The 21559-nt window shown below is 42.7% G+C and carries 26 protein-coding genes; 24 read left to right on the top strand and 2 right to left on the bottom strand.

The features are described 5' to 3' along the window. The first annotated feature begins 44 nt into the window (after positions 1-44). The gene (locus F6X55_RS08895) at positions 45-377 is read left to right on the top strand and encodes an iron-sulfur cluster biosynthesis family protein (RefSeq protein ID WP_026570051.1); all 333 of its coding nucleotides are present in this window, start codon (positions 45-47) and stop codon (positions 375-377) included. Next, on the top strand, positions 377-604 hold the full coding sequence (locus F6X55_RS08890) for a YqkE family protein (RefSeq protein ID WP_026570052.1): 228 nt from the start codon (positions 377-379) through the stop codon (positions 602-604). The genes F6X55_RS08895 and F6X55_RS08890 overlap by 1 nt, the downstream gene beginning before the upstream one ends. Positions 605-759: 155 nt before the next feature. Here F6X55_RS08890 and F6X55_RS08885 read toward each other — a convergent pair whose 3' ends face one another. Beyond that, the gene (locus tag F6X55_RS08885; RefSeq protein WP_026570053.1) at positions 760-1680 is read right to left on the bottom strand and encodes an aldo/keto reductase; all 921 of its coding nucleotides are present in this window, start codon (positions 1678-1680) and stop codon (positions 760-762) included. Positions 1681-1970: 290 nt separating this feature from the next. On the opposite strand from F6X55_RS08885, the gene F6X55_RS08880 reads away from it, so the two are divergent. From F6X55_RS08880 to F6X55_RS08780, 21 genes are all read left to right on the top strand, one after another. Then, positions 1971-2516 (top strand): NUDIX domain-containing protein, encoded by a 546-nt coding sequence (locus tag F6X55_RS08880; RefSeq protein ID WP_026771220.1) that lies wholly within the window; start codon positions 1971-1973, stop codon positions 2514-2516. 1 nt (position 2517) lies between these two features. Next, positions 2518-3684, top strand: a complete 1167-nt coding sequence (locus F6X55_RS08875; RefSeq protein ID WP_153462773.1) for an endonuclease Q family protein — start codon at positions 2518-2520, stop codon at positions 3682-3684. An 87-nt stretch (positions 3685-3771) separates the two neighbouring features. Further along, entirely contained in the window at positions 3772-4410 is a 639-nt protein-coding gene (gene spoIIM / locus F6X55_RS08870; protein WP_026570056.1) for a stage II sporulation protein M, read from the top strand. Between the two features lie 109 nt (positions 4411-4519). Beyond that, complete coding sequence (fur, locus tag F6X55_RS08865; RefSeq protein ID WP_026570057.1) at positions 4520-4984, top strand: ferric iron uptake transcriptional regulator; 465 nt, start codon at positions 4520-4522, stop codon at positions 4982-4984. Between the two features lie 126 nt (positions 4985-5110). Next, complete coding sequence (locus F6X55_RS08860; RefSeq protein ID WP_026570058.1) at positions 5111-5329, top strand: YqzK family protein; 219 nt, start codon at positions 5111-5113, stop codon at positions 5327-5329. A gap of 8 nt (positions 5330-5337) precedes the next feature. Then, the gene (gene xerD, locus F6X55_RS08855) at positions 5338-6225 is read left to right on the top strand and encodes a site-specific tyrosine recombinase XerD (protein WP_026570059.1); all 888 of its coding nucleotides are present in this window, start codon (positions 5338-5340) and stop codon (positions 6223-6225) included. 175 nt (positions 6226-6400) lie between these two features. Continuing rightward, entirely contained in the window at positions 6401-7582 is a 1182-nt protein-coding gene (gene deoB / locus F6X55_RS08850) for a phosphopentomutase (RefSeq protein ID WP_153462771.1), read from the top strand. Positions 7583-7594: 12 nt separating this feature from the next. After that, positions 7595-8413 (top strand): purine-nucleoside phosphorylase, encoded by an 819-nt coding sequence (locus tag F6X55_RS08845; RefSeq protein ID WP_026771222.1) that lies wholly within the window; start codon positions 7595-7597, stop codon positions 8411-8413. Positions 8414-8436: 23 nt separating this feature from the next. After that, entirely contained in the window at positions 8437-9738 is a 1302-nt protein-coding gene (locus F6X55_RS08840; protein ID WP_026771223.1) for a pyrimidine-nucleoside phosphorylase, read from the top strand. A 365-nt stretch (positions 9739-10103) separates the two neighbouring features. Continuing rightward, complete coding sequence (locus F6X55_RS08835) at positions 10104-11303, top strand: D-alanyl-D-alanine carboxypeptidase family protein (protein ID WP_026570063.1); 1200 nt, start codon at positions 10104-10106, stop codon at positions 11301-11303. Positions 11304-11408: 105 nt separating this feature from the next. Beyond that, the gene (gene spoIIAA / locus F6X55_RS08830) at positions 11409-11762 is read left to right on the top strand and encodes an anti-sigma F factor antagonist (protein WP_026570064.1); all 354 of its coding nucleotides are present in this window, start codon (positions 11409-11411) and stop codon (positions 11760-11762) included. Further along, positions 11759-12199: an anti-sigma F factor gene (gene spoIIAB / locus F6X55_RS08825; RefSeq protein WP_026570065.1), complete on the top strand. Its 441-nt coding sequence runs from the start codon at positions 11759-11761 to the stop codon at positions 12197-12199. The genes spoIIAA and spoIIAB overlap by 4 nt, the downstream gene beginning before the upstream one ends. Before the next feature lie 10 nt (positions 12200-12209). Next, positions 12210-12965: an RNA polymerase sporulation sigma factor SigF gene (gene sigF, locus F6X55_RS08820; RefSeq protein WP_026570066.1), complete on the top strand. Its 756-nt coding sequence runs from the start codon at positions 12210-12212 to the stop codon at positions 12963-12965. A 906-nt stretch (positions 12966-13871) separates the two neighbouring features. After that, positions 13872-14498, top strand: a complete 627-nt coding sequence (locus F6X55_RS08815; RefSeq protein WP_026771226.1) for a stage V sporulation protein AA — start codon at positions 13872-13874, stop codon at positions 14496-14498. Beyond that, complete coding sequence (locus F6X55_RS08810; protein ID WP_026570068.1) at positions 14476-14895, top strand: stage V sporulation protein AB; 420 nt, start codon at positions 14476-14478, stop codon at positions 14893-14895. The genes F6X55_RS08815 and F6X55_RS08810 overlap by 23 nt, the downstream gene beginning before the upstream one ends. 28 nt (positions 14896-14923) lie before the next feature. Next, a complete protein-coding gene (spoVAEA, locus tag F6X55_RS08805) occupies positions 14924-15490 on the top strand; it encodes a stage V sporulation protein SpoVABEA (protein WP_026570069.1) in 567 nt (188 codons plus the stop codon). Further along, positions 15487-16992, top strand: coding sequence for a spore germination protein (locus F6X55_RS08800; RefSeq protein ID WP_035426700.1), 1506 nt, complete (start codon positions 15487-15489; stop codon positions 16990-16992). Before spoVAEA ends, F6X55_RS08800 begins: the two co-directional genes overlap by 4 nt. Positions 16993-17141: 149 nt before the next feature. Next, positions 17142-18455: a diaminopimelate decarboxylase gene (lysA, locus tag F6X55_RS08795; RefSeq protein WP_153462769.1), complete on the top strand. Its 1314-nt coding sequence runs from the start codon at positions 17142-17144 to the stop codon at positions 18453-18455. Between the two features lie 2 nt (positions 18456-18457). After that, the gene (locus tag F6X55_RS08790; RefSeq protein WP_026570072.1) at positions 18458-18892 is read left to right on the top strand and encodes a peptidylprolyl isomerase; all 435 of its coding nucleotides are present in this window, start codon (positions 18458-18460) and stop codon (positions 18890-18892) included. Between the two features lie 392 nt (positions 18893-19284). Further along, positions 19285-19737: a site-2 protease family protein gene (locus F6X55_RS08785; RefSeq protein WP_152525508.1), complete on the top strand. Its 453-nt coding sequence runs from the start codon at positions 19285-19287 to the stop codon at positions 19735-19737. 309 nt (positions 19738-20046) lie between these two features. Beyond that, on the top strand, positions 20047-20400 hold the full coding sequence (locus F6X55_RS08780; protein ID WP_026570073.1) for a GNAT family N-acetyltransferase: 354 nt from the start codon (positions 20047-20049) through the stop codon (positions 20398-20400). Positions 20401-20584: 184 nt separating this feature from the next. On the opposite strand, the gene F6X55_RS08775 is transcribed toward F6X55_RS08780, so the two are convergent. Then, a complete protein-coding gene (locus tag F6X55_RS08775) occupies positions 20585-20668 on the bottom strand; it encodes a YjcZ family sporulation protein (protein ID WP_035426703.1) in 84 nt (27 codons plus the stop codon). A 155-nt stretch (positions 20669-20823) separates the two neighbouring features. Here F6X55_RS08775 and F6X55_RS08770 point away from each other — a divergent pair, with 155 nt between their 5' ends. Continuing rightward, on the top strand, positions 20824-21555 hold the full coding sequence (locus tag F6X55_RS08770; protein WP_026570074.1) for a segregation/condensation protein A: 732 nt from the start codon (positions 20824-20826) through the stop codon (positions 21553-21555). The last annotated feature ends 4 nt before the right edge of the window (positions 21556-21559 follow it).

The raw sequence follows: 21559 nt of genomic DNA, 5'->3' as shown, positions 1-21559 counted from the left end.
TGATTGTTATAATGGTTATGTATTATTAAAGGAGGTGTGCGCCCATGCATTTGACAATTACAGAGGCTGCACTGAACCGGTTGTATCAAGAGATGAATACTGATCGACAAACCTATCTGCAAATTTATTATGATACAGAGGGATGCTGTGGCGTGAATGGAGTGCCTACGATCCGCCTGCGTGAATCTAAACATGCGGACGACCTGAGCGTGACAAGTGAACAACTATCGGTCATCATCCACCCGCAGCAGGCGACTTTTTTTGAAAAAGAAATGACCTTGGATTTTAACCAGCAAACATTCCGTTTGACCAGCCCCCAAGGAATTTTGAACGGGTTCATTTCTCCAGGAGAACTTAAAAAGGATGTGGCAGTCTAATGGGCCGGAAGAGACTGAATGATGATGACCATTCACTAAAGGAACGATTGAATCCTGATTTAGTACACCAGTTATCGACTAAGAAACAACAATTGAAAAACGAGGAAAAGGCTAAGCAAGAACAGGAAAAACAGAGAAGGATCAAGGAGCGACAACGAAAAGAGGCGAATAAAAGCTTTGAAGAATTGTTGAATGACAGTGAACTTGACTGGCATCAATTTAAATAATTGGACAAAGTGACTTTCCAATAATCTCTGGTTCTCCACGTCCAACACGTACAGTAAGAATAGTACCGAAAACCAAAAAACCGAACGAGGATTCGATAGCCAAGCTTTCGAAATCGTTCGGTTTTCAGTGTTTTCATTTCTTTTGTCCGAGTCTTTTAGCGATGTTGCGCATATTGAACCGGTTTGCTGATGGATTTCAGGTTTTTAAGTTCTTCTCCAGTCAATGGTTCGGCATGCTGAATGGCCAAATTATCCCGAAGCTGCTGTGTACTGCTTGCGCCGAACACCGCTGATGCCACAGCGGGGTGTTGCAGGACATATTGGAGGGCGAGCGCCGTTTTTGTCCGGCCTGGTCCGGTGAAATCCTTTACGTTTTTTGTGATTTCTTGTAGTTCTTGAAGGCTATAATCCAAATATCCTTCTTTTCCTTTCGTTTCCACTTTGTCTTGCGCTTTGTCGCTGAGCATCCCTTTAGCAAGCGGCCCTCTCGCCAGCACGCTGATGTCGTGTGCGTGCAGAAAATCAAGTATTTGTTCTTCTGGCCGGCGGTCCAGCAAACTGTACTGCATCATTACACTGATGATCGAGGAGCGCTTTGCGTATTCCTTGATGACATTTGGGCGAATGGAAGAAATTCCATAATAACGGATCACTCCTTCCTGTTTTAGTTCCTCGAAAGCTTCGATGGTTTCATCGATTGGATCATCTATTGTCCCGCCATGCAGTTGATACAAATCGATATAGTCTGTCCCGAGTCTACGTAAACTTTCTTTTACACCTGTTTTGATGTAATCCTTGGAAGGATCCCAGAACCAGTCACCTTTTTGCTCATTGAAGTGGTTTCCGACTTTTGTAGCGAGGATAACTTGATCCCTTTTCCCTTTAATTGATTTTCCCACGATTTCTTCGTTCTTCCCCAAATCATATAAATCTGCCGTATCCAAGTAATTGATTCCTGAATCAAGGGCTTCGTCTATGATATATCTGGCTTTTTGTTCATCTGTGCCCAAGGACATACAGCCAAGGCCTATCTGGGAAACAAAGAGGTCTGAATTGCCGATTTGCCTTTTATCCATTACATCTCCTCCTGGTTCTGTTTAGTTTCTATTCTAAGAAAACGGACGGCTGAATGACAAATGAGAAGAATCGAGAGAGGAATCTATGTTAAACTATTTATGCTCTGAAATTTGATAGCACTGCTTTGTTGATTTTTCGTCTTTCTTTACAACTGATATATCAAGGACCAATGCAGCCTTTCCCTTCCTTAGTTGGAAGAGTGCTGCCCATTCCGATAAAAAGTTTGCATACTGCTCCATACAGGGTTGAGTGGAATCCAGCATTGAAATAAGTTACTAGGAGGATAAGCATGGATAAATTTGAAGAACGAACAATAGCATCAGAGTCAATATTCAATGGAAAAGTGGTCAAGCTTCAAGTAGATGAAGTAGTTTTGCCCGACGGAAAAACATCTAAACGTGAAATAGTAAAACATCCAGGTGCGGTGGCAATTATCCCGGTGACAAAGGATAATAAAATCCTTTTTGTCGAGCAGTATCGGAAACCACTGGAAAAGACACTGGTAGAAATTCCTGCCGGCAAACTGGAACCAGGTGAAAAACCGGAAACCACTGCCAAAAGGGAACTGGAGGAGGAAACAGGTTTTACCACCAATGAATTGAGTTTTCTTACTTCTTTTTATACTTCTCCAGGTTTTGCTGATGAAATCATCCACTTATATGTTACCAATGACCTTATTCCGTTAGAAGAAAAGGTAGCAGGCGATGAAGATGAATTTGTCGAGATACTGGAACTGAGTCTTGAAGAAGCAGAGCAGCTGGTCAAAGAGCAGCGGATCCATGATGTGAAAACGGCTTATGCCGTCCTGTATTTACGAAGCCTGGAGAGTAAATGAAATGGCGCTGTCTAGTTACTTTGCCGATTTGCACATCCATATCGGCCGTGACATGTTCAATAAACCGGTAAAGATAACGGGAGCGAAGTCGCTGACTTTGTCGAACATCTTGATAGAAGCGAGCAGACATAAGGGTATGGATTTAGTTGGTGTCATAGACAGTCATGTTCCCGCTGTCCAATCGGAATTGAGAGAGTTGATTGCCGATCGCGGTGCACGACCCTTGGCAGATGGCGGTATTCAGTATGAGCGCACCACATTGATTCTTGGTTCGGAAGTGGAGGTTTATGATTCGCTTTGTCAAGGACCGATGCATGTTCTTTGTTTTTTCCCCGATTTGGAAAGCATGAAGGCATTCACTGAATGGTTGAAAGAGCGAGTGACCAATATCCATCTGAGTTCCCAACGATATTACGGAACTGCCAAGCAACTGCAGTACAAAGTGAAAGAACTAGCAGGCTTGTTCATACCCGCCCATGTCTTCACTCCGTTTAAAAGCTTATACGGAAAAGGAGTAAAACGGTCGCTGACAGAAGTGCTGGATCACGATTTAATAGATGGGATTGAACTCGGGTTGAGTTCCGATACAAAAATGGCTGATCGAATTGAGGAACTGCATCCGTTTTCTTTTTTGACAAATTCGGACGCTCATTCGCTGGCTAAAATCGGCAGGGAATATCAAAAAATGCATCTGGAAAGCCCTTCTTTTCGAGAACTAAGCTGGGCGTTGCATCAAATCGGCGGAAGGAAAATAACTGCCAACTATGGGATGAACCCGCTACTCGGAAAATATCACGAATCAGTATGTTTGAATTGTACCGAGCCTGTTGAAGAGGGAACAATCTGCGAAAACTGTGGAAGCGACAAGTGGGTGAAAGGGGTAGCTGATCGAATCGGCGAACTGGCCGACGCTGATACCTATCCTTCCAGACCGCCGTACGTTCATCAAGTCCCATTGGAGTATTTGCCGAGTCTCGGCCCCAAAACGTTGGAGAAGTTACTTAGTGTTTTCGGAACAGAAATGAACATACTGCATCATGCTAGTAAACAAGCGTTAAAAGAAGTGGTATCCGAAAAACTTGCAGAAGCCATCATTACCATGAGAGAAGGGAATCTGCAGGCTGTACCGGGCGGAGGAGGCAAGTACGGGAAAGTCAAGCTGCCATAATCGGTTCTATTTTTTGGTCTAATTGTCCATCGTCCCTCATAGAGTTGAAGTATAACCAAAACTATCAATTAGATGATGGGGGATATTATGTATAAAAACCGGAACCTGATCGCAAACCATATAAGAGAACATGCAGCCATTTATTTTTTCATGCTGATCCTGTTTTTGATCGGCATCATATTCGGCGCCGTTATCGTTAATAGTATGAATTTTGTACAAAGGGAGGATTTATTCTTTTATCTCGATCGGTTCTTTGGCCAAATGATCGATGGAACGGTAGCGGACAGTCAAGAAGTCCTTAAATCGAGTGTTTTTTACCACTTGAAATACTTGCTTCTGCTATTTATATTAGGTTTGTCAATCATTGGGCTTCCGGTGATTTGGATCATGTTGTTTGTGAAAGGGCTGGTAGTCGGATTTTCTGTTGGTTTTTTTGTCAATCAAATGGGATGGAAAGGACTTTTATTTGCCGCAGCTTCCATTGCACCGCAAAATTTGTTGATCATCCCTGTGTACTTGATAGCCGGGAGTCTTGCCATGATTTTTTCGTTGACATTGTTACGTAAGTTATTCACCCGGCGATCTCAGCAGCCGATTTTGCAACCTTTTGCGAAATACAGCATGTCTTTTGTAACGCTTCTTCTATTTATAGCCGTGGCTTCATTGGTGGAATCGTTTGTTTCAAAACCAGCCATGCAGTTGGTGATAGAATGGATTTATCAATAGTTAATATCAAATTATAATAATTACAAATAACAGATTATAATTATTATAATTTGACACTGGTTCCATGTCTGCTTATAATAAAGTTGGTATTATGAGGGAGGGATGGGACTTGGAACATCGAATCGACCGGATAAAAAAACAACTGCACGCACAGAGTTATAAATTGACCCCTCAACGGGAAGCCACCGTACGCGTTTTGTTGGAACGGGAGGAGGATCATCTCAGCGCAGAGGATGTCTACCTTCTTGTCAAAGAAAAAGCCCCTGAAATAGGCTTGGCTACTGTGTATCGCACATTAGAATTGTTATCAGAACTAAAAATAGTAGATAAAATAAATTTTGGAGACGGCGTTTCCAGATATGATTTAAGAAAAGAGGGCGCCGCCCATTTTCATCACCATCTTGTTTGCATGGAATGCGGCTCTGTGGAGGAAATCGAAGATGATTTATTGGAGGATGTTGAAAAAATCGTCCAAAACGACTGGGGTTTTCAGGTGAAAGATCATCGACTGACCTTCCATGGAGTGTGCAGGAATTGTCAGTTGGAAGCGGCTGAAAAAGCACAAACCTCTTAAATCCGCATGGAAATACTTTTGTCTGGGTGAAGAATCTGTTAATCTTAAATTGACGTATATTTTCCTGTTTTTTTGGCATATCTTTATTAATAGAAAATCTATTATTAAGATCAAGGGGATATGCCGATGAAACCCGCATTGCTGCTGATTAAAGATGCGTTGAAAATATTCATTATTTTTACAGCTTGCACCCTCTTATTCTACTTCGGTTTAAGAGCGATGCATGCAGAGTATCAGGATTATCACCGTTATGATCCGCCGGAAGGAAGAGCGGTTAAAGTATTTAACCAGGATGACCAGGGGTGGGTGGAACGTTTGTCGATATTTTTTCGTTTAGGGGAGTAGAAGCAAAGATGAAAGATGAAATGAATGATTTCTTCCATTACCTTACAGTTGAAAGGGGTTTATCCGAAAATACCCTGCAATCTTATAAAAGAGATTTGAGGCAATATCAGTCATTCATCGCCGATAGCCAGAATGTGAAGGCATGGGAAACGGTTGATCGCCATCACATCATGCAATTCTTGTATTATCTGAAGGATAATGGCAAATCATCAGCGACGATAGCCCGTACTTTGTCCTCCATAAGGCTGTTCCATCAATTTATAGTCAGGGAGTATGGGATCAGCAAAGATGCAAGTTTACATATCGAAACACCGAAGAAAGAGCGAAAGCTTCCCAAAGTCCTGTCTTCCGAAGAGGTGGACAAGCTGTTGAATATACCGGAAAAAAACAATCTTGCCATCCGTAATAAAGCCATGCTGGAAATGCTGTATGCCACCGGTTTACGGGTTAGTGAGTTGATTTCATTGAAGGTTTCCGATCTTCATCTTACCATGGGTTTTGTCAGATGTTTTGGAAAGGGATCCAAGGAAAGAATTGTTCCTTTAGGCAATGTAGCAAGCGAGGCAGTGGAAAAATACATCGAATTTGCACGTGCTGAATTGTTGAATCGGAAAGCTACTGATGCTCTGTTTGTAAACCATCACGGCAACCAGTTGACTAGACAAGGTTTTTGGAAGGTATTGAAAGCGATTGCCAGAGAGGCCGGTATAAAAAAGGAAATCACTCCTCATACATTACGGCATTCTTTTGCAACCCATCTGCTGGAAAATGGAGCCGATTTACGATCAGTCCAGGAAATGTTGGGACATGCCGATATATCGACGACGCAAGTATATACGCATGTAACAAAAGCAAGATTGAAGGATATTTATCAGGCTTACCATCCGAGAGCCTGACATTTTGTTTTTTTGTGAAGAATCAGATGTAGTGTGCTGCAAGCTTGTCCGGAAAATATCTTCCCCTTAACGTTTTACTTAGTTGTCTGACATCCTACATCGTTTCGTTTGTGGCATAATTGGTGATATTTAAGGGAAAGTAATCTACATAATAATCTACATAGGAGGGATCGTTGTGAAGGAATTTAAGCGTGTTTTTTTAATTGTTATGGATTCTGTAGGGATCGGAGAAGCCCCTGATGCGGAAAAATTCAATGACGAAGGGGCAGATACGCTGGGGCATATCGCAGAGCATATGGATGGGCTCCACATGCCTCACATGGGTCAACTTGGTTTAAGCAATATCCGGGAAATAAAGGGTATATCCAAAGCAGCCCAGCCAAAAGCGCACTATACAAAAATGCAGGAAGCTTCAAATGGAAAGGACACAATGACGGGACACTGGGAAATCATGGGGTTGAACATCCAACAGCCATTCCGTACCTTCCCAGAGGGTTTTCCTGATGAATTGCTTTCGGAGCTAGAAGAGAAAACTGGCCGGAAAATTATCGGCAACAAACCTGCTTCCGGTACCGAAATAATCAAAGAGCTCGGGAAAGAGCATATGGAAACGGGAGCGTTGATTGTTTATACTTCTGCAGACTCTGTCCTCCAGATTGCAGCCCATGAAGAAGTTGTCCCGATAGAGGAACAATATCGGATATGTGAAATTGCACGTGAATTGACACTAGATGAAAAATACATGGTGGGCCGGGTTATCGCCCGTCCGTTTGTAGGAGAGCCTGGAGCATTTGAACGAACTTCAAATCGACATGATTACGCGTTGAAACCTTTCGGAAGAACCGTGATGAATGAACTGGAAGATGGCGGACTGGACGTGATAGCATTAGGTAAAATCTCCGATATCTATGACGGGGAAGGCGTGACCGAAGCGGTTCGTACAGTTGACAATGACGACGGGATGACCAAGCTCCTGGACTCGATGGACAAAGATTTTCATGGACTCAGCTTTTTGAATTTGGTGGATTTTGATGCGAAATACGGTCACCGTAGAGATCCTCAAGGGTATGGAGAAGCGTTGGAAAGTTATGATGCCCGGTTGCCGGAAGTTTTTGAAAAACTGAAAAGCGACGATCTGCTGATCATCACTGCTGACCATGGAAATGACCCGGTTCATCACGGTACCGATCACACGAGAGAGTATGTCCCTTTACTTGTTTACCATACTGGAATTGAAAATGGAAACGAACTCGAAATCAGAAAGACTTTTGCCGATATAGGAGCGACTGTTGCCGATAATTTTGGTATCAAACTTCCTCAGCACGGTCAAAGCTTCCTGAAGGAAATCAGTCAATAGGAGGGAGAAAAAATGAAGAGCAAAGAAATGAAGGAGTCAGCAGAATTTATCGAAGCGAGATTGCAAGAAAAACCGACGATCGGTCTGATTCTTGGATCTGGACTAGGAGTGCTTGCAGATGAAATAGAAAACCCTGTCGTTATTCCTTATAAGTCGGTGCCTCACTTTCCCGAATCAACCGTTTCAGGCCACAAGGGACAGCTGGTTGCTGGCCGTCTTGAGGGCAAACAAGTAATTGCTATGCAAGGACGTTTTCATTTTTATGAAGGATATCGGATGGATCAGGTGACGTTTCCTGTCCGTGTCATGAAGCTGTTGGGTGTGGAAAAATTGCTTGTCACCAATGCTGCCGGTGGAATTAATGAACAATTCGAGCCGGGCAATTTAATGCTGATCGAGGATCATATCAATAACATGGGAACAAACCCGTTGATAGGACCGAATGACGAAGAGATAGGACCCCGGTTTCCAGATATGTCCCAAGCTTATAATAGAGAATTGCTGGAACACGCCCGTAAATGTGCGGAAGATTTAAATTTGGCTATCCAGCAAGGAGTATATGTCGGCAATACAGGACCTACTTATGAAACAGGGGCAGAAGTGAGAATGCTGCGCACACTGGGAGGCGATGCTGTCGGAATGTCCACTGTGCCCGAAGTAATCGTAGCAGCACACATGGGAATCAAAGTGCTTGGTATTTCCTGTATATCCAATATGGCAGCCGGCATTCTGGATCAGCCATTGTCCCATCAGGAAGTGATCGAGACGACAGAACGCGTGCGTCAGGATTTCTTGAGTTTTGTTAAACAAATAGTCAACACGTTACCATGATAAATTAAAAAAGGTGATTACTAATGAGAATGGTCGATATAATACAGAAGAAACGGAATGGTCAGGAGTTAACGGATTCGGAAATACGTTTTTTTGTAGAAGAATATACCGCCGGCAGTATTCCGGACTATCAAGCAGCTGCTTTAATGATGGCAATTTATTTTAAAGGCATGAGTGCTGATGAAACAGCTGTTCTTACTGAAGCGATGGCAGCATCAGGAGACACTATCGATTTATCTGCGATTGAGGGACATATTGTGGACAAACATTCCACTGGAGGCGTCGGTGATAAAATAACCTTTATAACCGGACCGTTGGTTGCTTCTGTGGGAGTACCGGTGGCGAAAATGTCCGGAAGAGGACTGGGCCATACAGGTGGAACTTTGGATAAACTGGAATCGATTGCCGGTTTCCATATCGAGATGAGCAAAGAGGAATTCATCTCGAATGTCAACAAGCATAAGCTTTCTGTAGCAGGACAAACCGGCAATCTAGCCCCGGCAGACAAAAAGCTCTATGCATTGAGGGATGTAACAGGTACGGTGGACTCCATTCCTTTGATCGCTGGTTCGATCATGAGTAAAAAACTTGCCTCCGGAGCGGATAGTATCGTGTTGGATGTAAAAACAGGTTCCGGTGCTTTTATGAAAACATTGGACGAGTCAAAAGCTTTGGCACAAGAAATGGTGAACATCGGCAACAAACTTGGCCGGAATACGATTGCCGTCATAAGCGACATGAATCAGCCGCTTGGTTATGAAGTCGGTAATGCCAATGAAATCAAAGAAGCGGCAGAAGTGCTTCAAGGGAAAAAAGTGGAGGATTTACGAAATCTCGGTCTAGAATTGGCGGCACATATGACTGTTTTGGCGGGTGCTTTTTCATCTTATGAGGAAGCTTACCAGGCGCTTGAGCAGAAACTTGATAACGGAGAGGCTTTTCAAGCATTCCGTACATTCATCTCCGCCCAAGGTGGGGATTTATCGATGATCGATGATTTATCCCGCCTGCCGGCTGCCGAGCACCATGTCGAGGTTATATCGGACAAAGAAGGGTATGTTACGGAAATAGATGCCGAATCGATTGGTGTGGCTGCAATGTACTTAGGTGCAGGAAGGGCGACCAAAGACGATAAAATCAATCATGCAGTAGGAATAACCCTTAATAAAAAAATAGGTGATTCAATTGGAAAGGGAGAAACAATAGCCGTTCTGCATAGCGAGCATCCTGATCCGGAAGACTCTTTAACCAAAGTAAAAGAAGCGTACAAAATATCGGAAGACCAGCCTGTTAAGCATCAGCTGATATATGAAGTAATCAAGTAAAAAGCAGCAAAAAAAGCATAGAGCCATACAGAAAAATGCAAGCGACTGTTTCTAGGAGTAAGGCTAAAAGTGCCCCCGTCCCTCTAACAACGCCTGCATGGCCACCATGGGGTGTTGGATCAGCTCAGGCAGGACTTGAAGTGGCGGTCTCTTAACACGCAGAAACCTTGCTTAAGACCTCTAGCAGGTAGATGCTGGAGCTGGACATCTCTGAATATATTTTCTTTCCTTCATAGTAAACCGAACGATTACCAATTCGTTCGGTTTTTTTCTATGGAGCCATGCTTTAGTTCCGGCGCATTTTTTTGTTATAAATTGTCCGACATATGGAAAAAATAACAATACTAACATTTGGAGGTATTGCTATGAAAAAAACAATCTTGTTACTAGCTTTTTTGTTGTTTTTCTCCGCCGTTTTGCCGGTCAATATGATGGCTGAGGAAAATAAAGCTAAACAAAATAAAGAACAGACAACAGAGGATCAGCTGAATCTCGCGGAGAATTCGCAATCAGCAATTTTGTTGGAGCGAGATACAGGAAAAATCTTATATGAAAAAGATGCTCATAAGCAATTGCCGCCGGCGAGCATGACGAAAATCATGACCATGATTCTTATAATGGAAGCTTTGGATGAAGGGAAAATCAAATTGGATGAAAAGGTGAGAGTGAGTGATTATGCAGCATCGATGGGCGGGTCGCAAATCTTTCTGGAAGCAGGAGAAGAAATGAAAGTACAGGATCTATTGATGGGAGTTGCCGTAGCTTCCGGCAATGATGCAAGTGTCGCACTTGCAGAAAGAATAGCCGGAAGCGAACAAGCGTTTGTCAAAATGATGAATGATAAAGCAAGACAGCTGGGGTTGGAAAATACACGCTTTCAAAATCCCACCGGACTTCCTGCTGAAGGGCATTTCAGCACTGCTTATGATATGGGGGTCATGGCAAAGGAACTGTTGAAACATGAAGAGATAACAGAGTACACAAGCATTTATGATGGTTATCTTCGTGAAGGAACGGAAGATGAATTCTGGCTCGTCAATACAAATAAACTGGTCAAATTCTATCCGGGAGTTGATGGGTTGAAAACCGGTTATACATCTGAAGCGAAATATTGTTTGACTGCTACAGCTAAGAAGAATGATATGCGAGTCGTTGCAGTTGTTTTGGGTGCGGACACGACGAAAAACCGAAATAGCGATGTCACGCAAATGCTTGATTACGCTTTTAATCATTTTGATACGAAACAGCTGTTCAAGAGCAACCAACCGGTTTCAAAACTGAAATTATTAAAAGCGGCGAATGAGTCGATCGATGTTGTGACAGAAGAACCGATTTCGTTGATTTATAAAAAAGGAAAACCTTTGGAAAATATAGAGACAAAAGTGGTCATGCAGGAGGACATTGCACTTCCTTTGAAAAGGGGAGATACAGTGGGGAAAGTAGAAATTGTCCATGACGGAAAGGTATTGTCCGAAACTCCGCTGGTTGTGAAGGAAAACGTAGACCATGCCAGCTATTTGCAGTTATTCAAAAGGACATTCCACACCATGTTGAAAAAGCAATGATTTTTGCTTGTTTTACCGAACCGGCACTTCTTTTGTCACCTGGCAGGATTTAAATCGTTCCGTAAAGAAAAGATTCACTACAGAAACAGTAAGGAGGAATCAGTAGTGAGTCTAAACGCACAATTCACAACCAAAGAGAATGTTTTATTGGTTCGTCTCTCGGGTGAGCTTGACCACCATGCTTCGGATCGATTAAAAAAAGAGTGGCAGCAGGCAATCAGAGAAAATAATGCCAAACATGTAATATTGAATTTAGAAGATTTAAGTTTCATGGACAGCTCTGGATTGGGAGTTTTTTTGGGGAGGTACAAAGAAGTGATGCAATTGGGAGGAGAGATGGTCGTTTGTTCAATATCCCCTGCAGTGAAACGGTTGTTTGATATGTCCGGGCTATTTAAAATCATCCGTTTGGAAGAAAGTGAAGAATACGCTTTACTTCGACTGGGGGTGGCTTCATGAAAAATAGTATGCATTTGGAATTCACCAGTATCAGCGAAAATGAAGCATTTGCCCGTGTGACAGTGGCTTCTTTCATAGCGCAACTGGATCCCACAATGGACGAACTGACGGAGTTGAAAACCGTTGTTTCTGAAGCAGTCACCAATTCTATCATTCACGGATATGAAAACCGGCAGGACGAAAAGATCTATATCAGCTGCTCGATCGAGGATGATGAAATTGAATTAATCATCAGGGATGCAGGAATAGGCATTCCCGATATCGATGAAGCGGTACAGCCATTGTACACATCAAAACCGGAATTGGAACGCTCGGGTATGGGCTTTACCATCATGGAAAATTTTATGGATAAGGTTGAAGTTGTTTCGCATCCCGGAGAGGGCACCACGCTTAAGTTGTACAAACAACTAAAGAAGAGTAAAACCTTGTGCAATTAAGGGGATGCCTATGAAAATAGAGCTGAAAAAAACGCATAAAGAAGACCCGTTGACAAATGAACAGGTTAAAGAACTGATTCTGAAAAGTCAGGAAGGGGATCAACTATCAAGAGACCAACTTGTGGAGAGTAATGTCAGGCTGGTATGGTCTGTTGTACAGCGATTCATCAACCGTGGTTATGACCCAGATGATTTGTTCCAGATTGGTTGTATCGGCTTGCTGAAATCCATTGACAAGTTTGATTTGTCTTACGATGTACGCTTTAGCACATATGCAGTCCCTATGATCATTGGAGAAATCCAACGATTTATAAGGGATGATGGAAGTGTAAAGGTAAGCAGATCCCTGAAGGAAACAGGTAACAAGATACGAAAAGCAAAGGATGAATTGACCAAGGCGATGGGGCGGGGACCGACCGTTAGTGAAATCGCTGAAAAGTTGGAGATTTCTCCAGAGGAAGTTGTCCATGCTCAGGAGGCGTCCAAACTGCCTCATTCCATCCATGAAACGGTTTATGAGAATGATGGCGATCCGATAACACTTTTAGACCAGATTGCCGAAACTGATACAAGATGGTTTGATAAAATGGCATTACAGGACGCTATCCGGAATCTGGAAAAAAGGGAAAGACTGATTGTCTATCTCCGTTATTATAAGGATCAGACCCAATCAGAAGTGGCAGAACGGCTTGGGATTTCTCAAGTGCAAGTATCACGGCTTGAGAAACGGATCCTGCAATATATAAAAGACCAGATAGGCGTTTAGAAAAGCCCCTTGTTGTATGGTAAGTTCCATTGCCTATTCAAAAAGGGTGTTACCCACCGCTTCGGTAGCATACTTCGCTTTCCGCGGGCACGGCTTCAGCTAACTTGGTAAAGAAAACCGCTTTATCAAGTGGATCTTCAGCTCGTGCTGTTCCCGCAGGAGTCTGCGTATGCTCCCTGCGCTAAGGAGCAGGCTGATTAACGGAAGCGTAGACTTTTTCCTTGAGAACCATCAAGCCATCTTAAAAACGATTGTCAGGAAATAGTTGCTTTTTTTCATAAAAGACAGTTGGAGTTCCCGTCTTTTCTCCTGTTCTTGGACTTTCTGCCTGTTTTCCCAGCTATGTGAATTGATGATACGGCGCATAGAGTACCATGAATAAAAAAATTTCGAGGCGTTTCTAAACAGAAATGCTGTTCCTAGCGAAGAAAATACTCGGAGACTCCCGCGGGAGGAAAGGCCTCGGTGAGATCCCGCAGAGCGTCAGCTCGAGGAAGCTCACCAGCCGCCCGCGGAAAGCGCAGGGTATTTTCGCAGCGTCGAACTCCAACTCTACAAAAGTAAGAAGTCAGGAAGACGCATTCAAACTATGTCGTAGTTATATTTTTTATGCGTTTTCAGTTCATTAAATGAAATCAGCCGCCAGTTATACTGGGGGCTTTTACTTTGTCGAGTAATTAATGTTTAAGATATCCTCTGACATTTACCAACTCTCATCTGCTTTTTTTGTACTTCTGCTACCTCTTATTTCGACTTAAACTGTTGGTTTTAGTTATTTTTAATCCAAAGGAATCCAATTGATTTTTCCCTCTTTGTTACATCTTCCAGCGCTTTTATGCTGTTCATGCATGTTTAAGGAACCGGTTATCCATAATAAAAAGGAATCCGACAGTGGAGGTGGCTGATTTGGAAGGCATTGTATATCTGAGATTGAAAAAGAAATTGAATGTGACGGAACATACGACTGTCCTGCTTAAGGATATCGCTGTGCTGTCAGGAACAGCACAAGATAAGGAAAAAATAGGTGAAACCCATATTTATCAAGTGACCCCTGAAGATCAAAATGTATCGGTGATTGACGTTTTCACTGTTATAGATAAATTGACCGTGCTCTACCCTAATCTGGAATTTCAACATATAGGTGCTGCTCAAACGATATTAATGATTGAAAAAAAGCGGAAAAACGTTCCACTGTTACTTGTTACGTTAATTTGGTTGTTGCTATTTATAGGGTCGGCAATGGCGATCATGAATTTTCATTATGATGTCAGCATGCAGGAAGTGCAGCAGCATCTGCATTACTTATTGACAGGGGAGAAAAATGAATATCCGCTCTGGCTGCAAATCCCTTATTCATTCGGATTGGGCATCGGGATGATCCTTTTTTTCAACCACCTATTTAAAAAACGATTCAATGAGGAACCTAGCCCGTTGGAAGTAGAAATTTTTAAATACCAACAGGATTTGGACAGTTATGTCACTTACCATGAAAACGAGTTGAATAAAGAGCATGGTTCACATCATCCTCATTGAGATATTCATCGGTTTAGCCTCTGGACTAATTGTAGGAACCGGATTTGTCGCTTTTTTGACTGTACTGGGGATCATTCCCCGCCTCGTGCAATTAAGCAAAACGAAAGCCTTCGTAAAAACATATGAAGCAGGCGTGACGTTCGGCGCTTTATTCGGGACATATCTTTCCTTTGTCGGCGTATCGCTCCATTTATCTTTATTCATAACAATCGTATGGGGGGCTTTCCATGGGATATTCATAGGAATGCTGGCAGCTGCCTTGACGGAAGTTTTGAATGTTTTTCCTTTATTGGCGAAACGGATCGGTATGGAAAACCATCTTCTTTGGCTGCTGATGGCAATCGTTCTAGGAAAAATAGCCGGCTCGCTGTTTCAATGGATGATTTTCGTTAAGTAACCAAGAAGTGTGGAAAGGAATCGGTGCCATGGAACGACCGAAAAAAGTGATTATCATTACAGATGGTGACGAATATGCCAAAAAGACAATGGATTACTTAGCGCGGGAAATAGGCGGAACATGTCTGGCGCACTTATCGGATAATCCGACTCATGCTTCCGAAAGACAGGTGACAGAGGCGATCATGGCTGCTCCCGCAGAACCGGTATATGTCTTGATTGATGATGCAGGAGCCCCAGGACCGGGGGCGGGAGAGAAGATTTTACTAAAGCTTGCTGAAAATAAAAACATAAAAATAATAGGTGCCATTGCTGTAGCTGCCCATACAAAAAACGCCGAATGGACTAGGTTTACCTTGGCGATCGATCAGGATGGAGAGCTGACTTCCAATGGCATCAGCAAAGAAGGCATTCCGATTCCGGAAATCGGAAGGATAAACGGCGACACGATTTATTCTTTGGATCAAATGGATATACCTGTTGTCGTGGCCATTGGAGATATCGGAAAGATGCAAGGAAAAGACGATATCAAAAAGGGGTCGCCGATTACCAGAAAAGCGATTGAAATCATTTTGGAAAGAGGCGGTTATCAATGAATAAACAAAAGCAACCGAAGAAAAAGCCCACCATATCAAGCAATCTCAAAGATAACCAGCGATTTATGGAAGAAAAAGTCGGTGTTGGAACTTCTTTTGATGTAGGTTTTCGGCAGTTGACTATTTTAAAGAAAGAAATTCAGCTTTACTATTTGACGGGACTTTGTGAAACGCCGACAATTGTCGAGCTGTTAAAGAAATTGACGGATATAAATGAAACATATCCTGCTTCAGCAGGCAGAAATAAACATAAGCTGACTGAGATTATCGGCAGCCATCTGGTACATCAGCAAGTTACCAAAGTGGATACGATGGATGAAGCAGTCGATCAAATGCTCAGCGGATTAATTGTCATCTTTATGGAAGATGAATCAGAAGCTTTTATTGTGGACGTGCGGACCTATCCGGGCCGCTCACCGGAAGAACCGGATACGGAAAAAGTCGTGCGGGGTTCGCGGGATGGTTTTACAGAGAACATTATAGAAAACACTGCGTTGACGAGAAGGAGAATCAGAGATGAGCGACTCCGTCATGAGATGATAAAAGTAGGGGAACGTTCCAAAACGGATATTTGCATTTCCTATTTACAAGACGTAGCAGATCATGGCTTGGTGAAACTGATCAAAGACGAATTAAAACATATAGAAATTGACGGAATATCGATGGCGGATAAAACGATTGAAGAATTCCTTGTCAAACAAGGTTTCAATCCCTTCCCGCTTGTGCGATATACTGAGAGACCCGATGTCGCCTCTACACATCTGCTGGAAGGACACGTGCTGATCATGGTCGATACGTCGCCCAGTATGATCATCACTCCCACCACTTTTTTTCATCACGTTCAGCATGCAGAAGAATACAGACAATCCCCGGCAATAGGTACATTTGTCCGTTGGGTTCGGTTTTTGGGTATTTTCGCTTCTGTTTTCCTTCTACCATTCTGGCTTGTCCTGGTTATGGAACCAGATCACTTACCGGCTATGCTTCAGTTCATAGGACCGAATGAAGAAGGCAATGTCCCGGTTGTTTTACAATTGATCATAGCGGACATTGGAATTGAATTCTTGCGTATGGCCGCCATTCATACACCGACCCCGCTCTCGACAGCGATGGGATTGATTGCAGCAGTATTGATCGGACAGATTGCCATCGATGTGGGATTGTTTAGTGCGGAAGTCATTTTATACGTATCGATTTGTGCCATCGGCTCCTTTGCGACACCGAGTTATGAATTGAGCATCGCCAATAAATTATCACGCATGTTATTGATCATCATCACTTCCATCTTTGGCGTGAAAGGAATGGTTATAGGTTTTACAATTTATATTTTGGCATTAAGCCTTACCAAATCGCTGAACACTCCTTATCTGTGGCCTTTCATCCCGTTTAATGCCAAAGCGATGAAGCAAATCATTTTCCGGGTATCCGTTCCATTAACAAAAGATCGTCCGAGTATTGTGCATCCCCGTAACAATTATAAGCAGCCAACAGGAAAACATTGAACCTTCGACAAGGTTATGGTAAATTAACTTTATCTATTTTTTTCAAAAAGGGTAGAAAATGAATTACTGGTCAGAAGGCAGAATGCATTGACTGATTAACTATATTTTCATTGAATTGTGGTTGAGCAATTTGCAGGGAGGTGCAGGGGATGAATCATCCTTTTCATACAAACGAACACGGCCATCTAGTGGTCGGTGGGGTGGATACGATTGATTTGGCAAAAAGGTATGGAACACCTCTATTTGTTTACGATGTATCATTGATACGAAAGAATGCGAGAGCGTTTGTAGATACATTTCAAAAAGCTGGAGTAAATGCCCAGGTTGCCTATGCAAGTAAGGCGTTCTCATCGATTGCAATGTTGCAGGTAGCTAAACAGGAAAATTTGAGCCTGGATGTTGTTTCGCAAGGTGAGTTGCACACTGCATTGCAAGCTGGCTTTCCTGTTGAGAAGATTCATTTGCACGGAAATAACAAAAGTTTTGACGAATTAGCGATGGCAGTCCACTACGGAATAGGCTGTATTGTACTGGACAACTTCTACGAAATCGAGTTGCTGTCAGATATCCTGGAGGAGCAAGGCAGGAAAATGGATGTTCTTTTACGTGTGACTCCAGGCATCGAAGCCCATACCCATGATTATATTTTAACCGGCAATGAAGATTCTAAATTTGGTTTTGATTTGGCAAACGGACAAGCAGAACAAGCTTTTCAAATGCTCCAAAAGACAGACTCCATCAATGTTATCGGCTTGCATTGCCATATCGGTTCACAGATTTTTGAAACAGAAGGATTCATCATGGCAGTGCGACGCTTATTCGAAACGCTGGGTGAGTGGAAACAATCGTACGGTTATCGCGCAAAAGTGCTTAACCTGGGTGGAGGGTTTGGAATCCGTTACACAGCGGAAGATGAACCCCTTCCGTTAGATGGTTATGTAGACGCTCTTGTGGAAGAAGTGCAAAAACAAGTTGAATTTCATGGGATGGAATTCCCGGAAATCTGGATAGAACCAGGAAGAGCGATTGTCGGAAATACTGCAGTGACTCTTTATAGGACAGGCTCCATAAAAAATATTCCTGGTGTGAGGAAGTATGTATCTGTAGATGGTGGTATGACTGATAACCTGAGACCGGCACTTTATCAAGCTAAATATGACGCTGTCATAGCGAACAAAGCAGATGCTGCATTGACTGAAAAGGTGTCCATTGCCGGAAAGTGCTGTGAATCGGGAGATATGCTGATTTGGGATATGGAAGTTCCTGAAATAGAGTATGGAGATATATTGGCAGTTTTCAGTACAGGGGCATATGGATATTCGATGTCCAATCATTATAACCGCTTCCCGAAAGCGGCAGTGGTGTTCGCTGAACAAGGAGAAGACCAATTGGTTATTCAGCGGGAATCCTATGAAGATTTAACTAAAAATGATTTGCCATATGGCATAAAGGAGAGGGTTTAATGATGAAACAGGCAACCATTCAATTTGAAAACGGGGAAGTAATCAAAATAGAAATGTTTGAGGAAGCTGCACCTAATACAGTTGCAAACTTTGAGAAACTGGCCAACAGTGGTTTCTACAATGGAGTGACCTTCCATCGGGTCATTCCGGGGTTCGTGGCCCAAGGCGGCGATCCGACTGGCACCGGAGCAGGCGGGCCCGGGTATACGATTAAATGTGAAACAGAGGGCAATCCCCATAAACATGTGGCAGGCTCTTTATCCATGGCTCATGCCGGAAAGGATACTGGTGGAAGTCAATTTTTCCTTGTTCATGAACCCCAACCGCATCTAGACGGCGTTCATACAGTCTTTGGACAAGTAACGGAAGGATTGGATACAGTATTGCGCATCCAGCAGGGAGACGTAATGAAAGAAGTGAAGGTAGAAACCGTTTAAAAAGGATTGAGCAAAAGCGGCTATTTCAAGAAATCATCAGCGGATATAAAACGCTGATGATTTTTTGTTTCTTGTATAGGAAATTATACATTTAATTGTCTGTGGATAATGATTGGCTGAAACAGCCAAGACCAGTTCCTGCCTCCTCGAGGTCTTAAGCCCATCCTCTGTGTGGCAAAAAGCCACGCCGATACTGTTCTTAAGCTTGATGGTGGCCCAAACAATGCGGGTCATGCAGGTTGCCATAGACCGTGACGGCTTCAGCCTGTACTCCTTTACACTGGCGCTTATGCTTTTGTCCTATCTTGTTGGGGTAAACCTTGAAGTTTCCGATCTGAACCAATAAAATGATTGGTGGACAAGTAAGTTTGGAAGGTGAAGGGCGGAACACCATGCAATGGCTTTTAATGTTTACCTATCTTGTTTTGCTAGCTGCTCCAGCCGGAGCGTTCGTCCATGAAACCGGGCATGTGATCGGATCTTGGATTTGCCGGGCGGATACTATGGAACTATCGCTTGGATCTGGAAAAAGAATGAAAGCAGTAAAGATAGGAAGTAAACTGACCGTTCATTTTCATTTACTGCTTATGGCTGGAGGACATGCTTCAAGTAAAAGAGCGCAACCGTATAGCGGCCGGGAAAAAGCCGTTATCTCCATGGCAGGTCCCGTTTTTAATTTGGCGGCTGGATGGTTGCTTTTGGAGTTCGTTTCGGAAGGCAACGGGTGGATTCGTCTTTTTGCGCTTTACAATATATGGATTGCCATGGTGAATTTCATTCCATTTAAGTGGAGAGGAAAGAAATCGGACGGATATTTTGTCATACGGTCGATGATTGATGAATAACAGGCTGGATAAGGATGAGTGATGTAAATGAGTGAGAAAAAAAGGAATTGGTTTCTATTTGTCATACTTTTGGTAATCGGTTTAATTTGGGGAGTTGTTTACTGGTTTTTGGTTGTACTGTGAGTTTATAGTTATTTGACAAATTGGCTGATATAGTCCATAAATATATTATAGTTCACCGAATAAAGGGTGATAATAAACATGAATAGCGATAAGCAGGAGAAAATGCTGTTTTGGCTGATGGTCATAGTCGGTTTCATTTTTCTTCTATCTATCATAAGTAAGTTAATTTCTAATTGAGGGGTAAATATGTTAATTCGCTATAAAAAAAGCTTTGAAAAAATTGCAATGGGATTACTTTCCTTTATGCCGGAAGAAAAAGAAGTAAGAAAACTGCAAAGTACCATTAAAGAATACGAGGAAAATCCTGACTGGCAGCTGTTTCTTTGGAAAGAAGAAGATATCCTCGGTGCTGTCGGTGTCCGTTTCGAAAATGAAATCAACGTTGTCATTCAACATATAACGGTTAATCCTTCCCATCGAAATATGGGCATTGGACGTAAAATGGTTCAGGCAGTCAGGGATACGTATGATCAGCAATACGCTGTTTGTGCCGATGATATGACAGAGCGTTTTCTTGAACGGTGTGAAGAGGAGCAATAAGTTGGACTCCGAGCTCATAGAAAGGCCAGCTCTTTATCGAGCTGGCTTTTCCAGTTTACAGAGTTGTCGTATAATAGGATGAGCAGAGGTAAAGTAGTGGCTATGTAACCGGCCTTGCATCAAACGAAGGCCGGTTTTTCCAGGTTTTTAAAGGATTGCTTATCGATCGCGGGCTATTTGGCTTTTACAGCCAGGCTGCACCTACAATGATTAGAAGAATGAACAATACTACGATCAAAGCGAATCCACCGCCGTAATATGCACCCATAGCTAATGCCTCCTTTAGTAGAAACGTTATTATTTAACTTACAATACTAATTTATGCGCTTTGCTTAATGCTGTATGGGCATATATGCCGTTAAGAGAAAATTTTTAGAGATATGGGGCTGACCAGTGGGTGGTTTTGGCAAGGGAGGGAAAGTGATGAGTATGAAATATGAAGTACATACGGAGGCATTTCAAGGCCCGTTAGATCTCTTGCTGCATTTGATCAATCAGTATGAAATAGATATTTATGACATTCCAGTAGCAGAAATCACTGAGCAGTACATGACGTATATACACACCATGCAACAGCTCGAACTCAACATTGCCAGTGAATACTTGGTGATGGCAGCCACTCTGATTGCAATAAAAAGTCAACTGCTGCTTCCAAATCAGACTATTGAGCCGGAGGACGAGGAGTATGAAGAGGATCCCCGTGAAGATCTGATGCGCAGACTGATTGAATATCGAAAATACAAAGAAGCAGCTGACCAGTTAAAAGAGAGAGAGCTGGAAGCCAATAAAATCTATACGAGACCACCGGTGGAATTCGAGGAAGCACCAGCCCAAAAACAGGTTGTTCAGGGAGATGTTTCCATATATGATATGATAGCTGCCATGAATAAAATAATGGAGAGGAAAAAGTGGGAGAAACCTGTTTCGACAAAAATCCAACGAACAGAAATACCCATCAAACAGCGGATGGACGAAGTAATGACACAGGTGAAGGAAAGACCTGACGGGATTGCATTTGATGAATTATTTCCCATCCCTTCTCGTTCCCACATTGTGGTTACGTTCATGGCTGTTCTTGAATTGATGAAAGGAAAACAAGTTTATTGCACACAAGAGAAGCATTTTGATGAATTAATGATTTATTATATGAGGTGAACCA

It is taken from the genome of Sediminibacillus terrae (assembly GCF_009602435.1).
Taxonomy (GTDB): domain Bacteria; phylum Bacillota; class Bacilli; order Bacillales; family Amphibacillaceae; genus Sediminibacillus; species Sediminibacillus terrae.
This window is presented reverse-complemented; position numbering and strand designations above follow the sequence as displayed.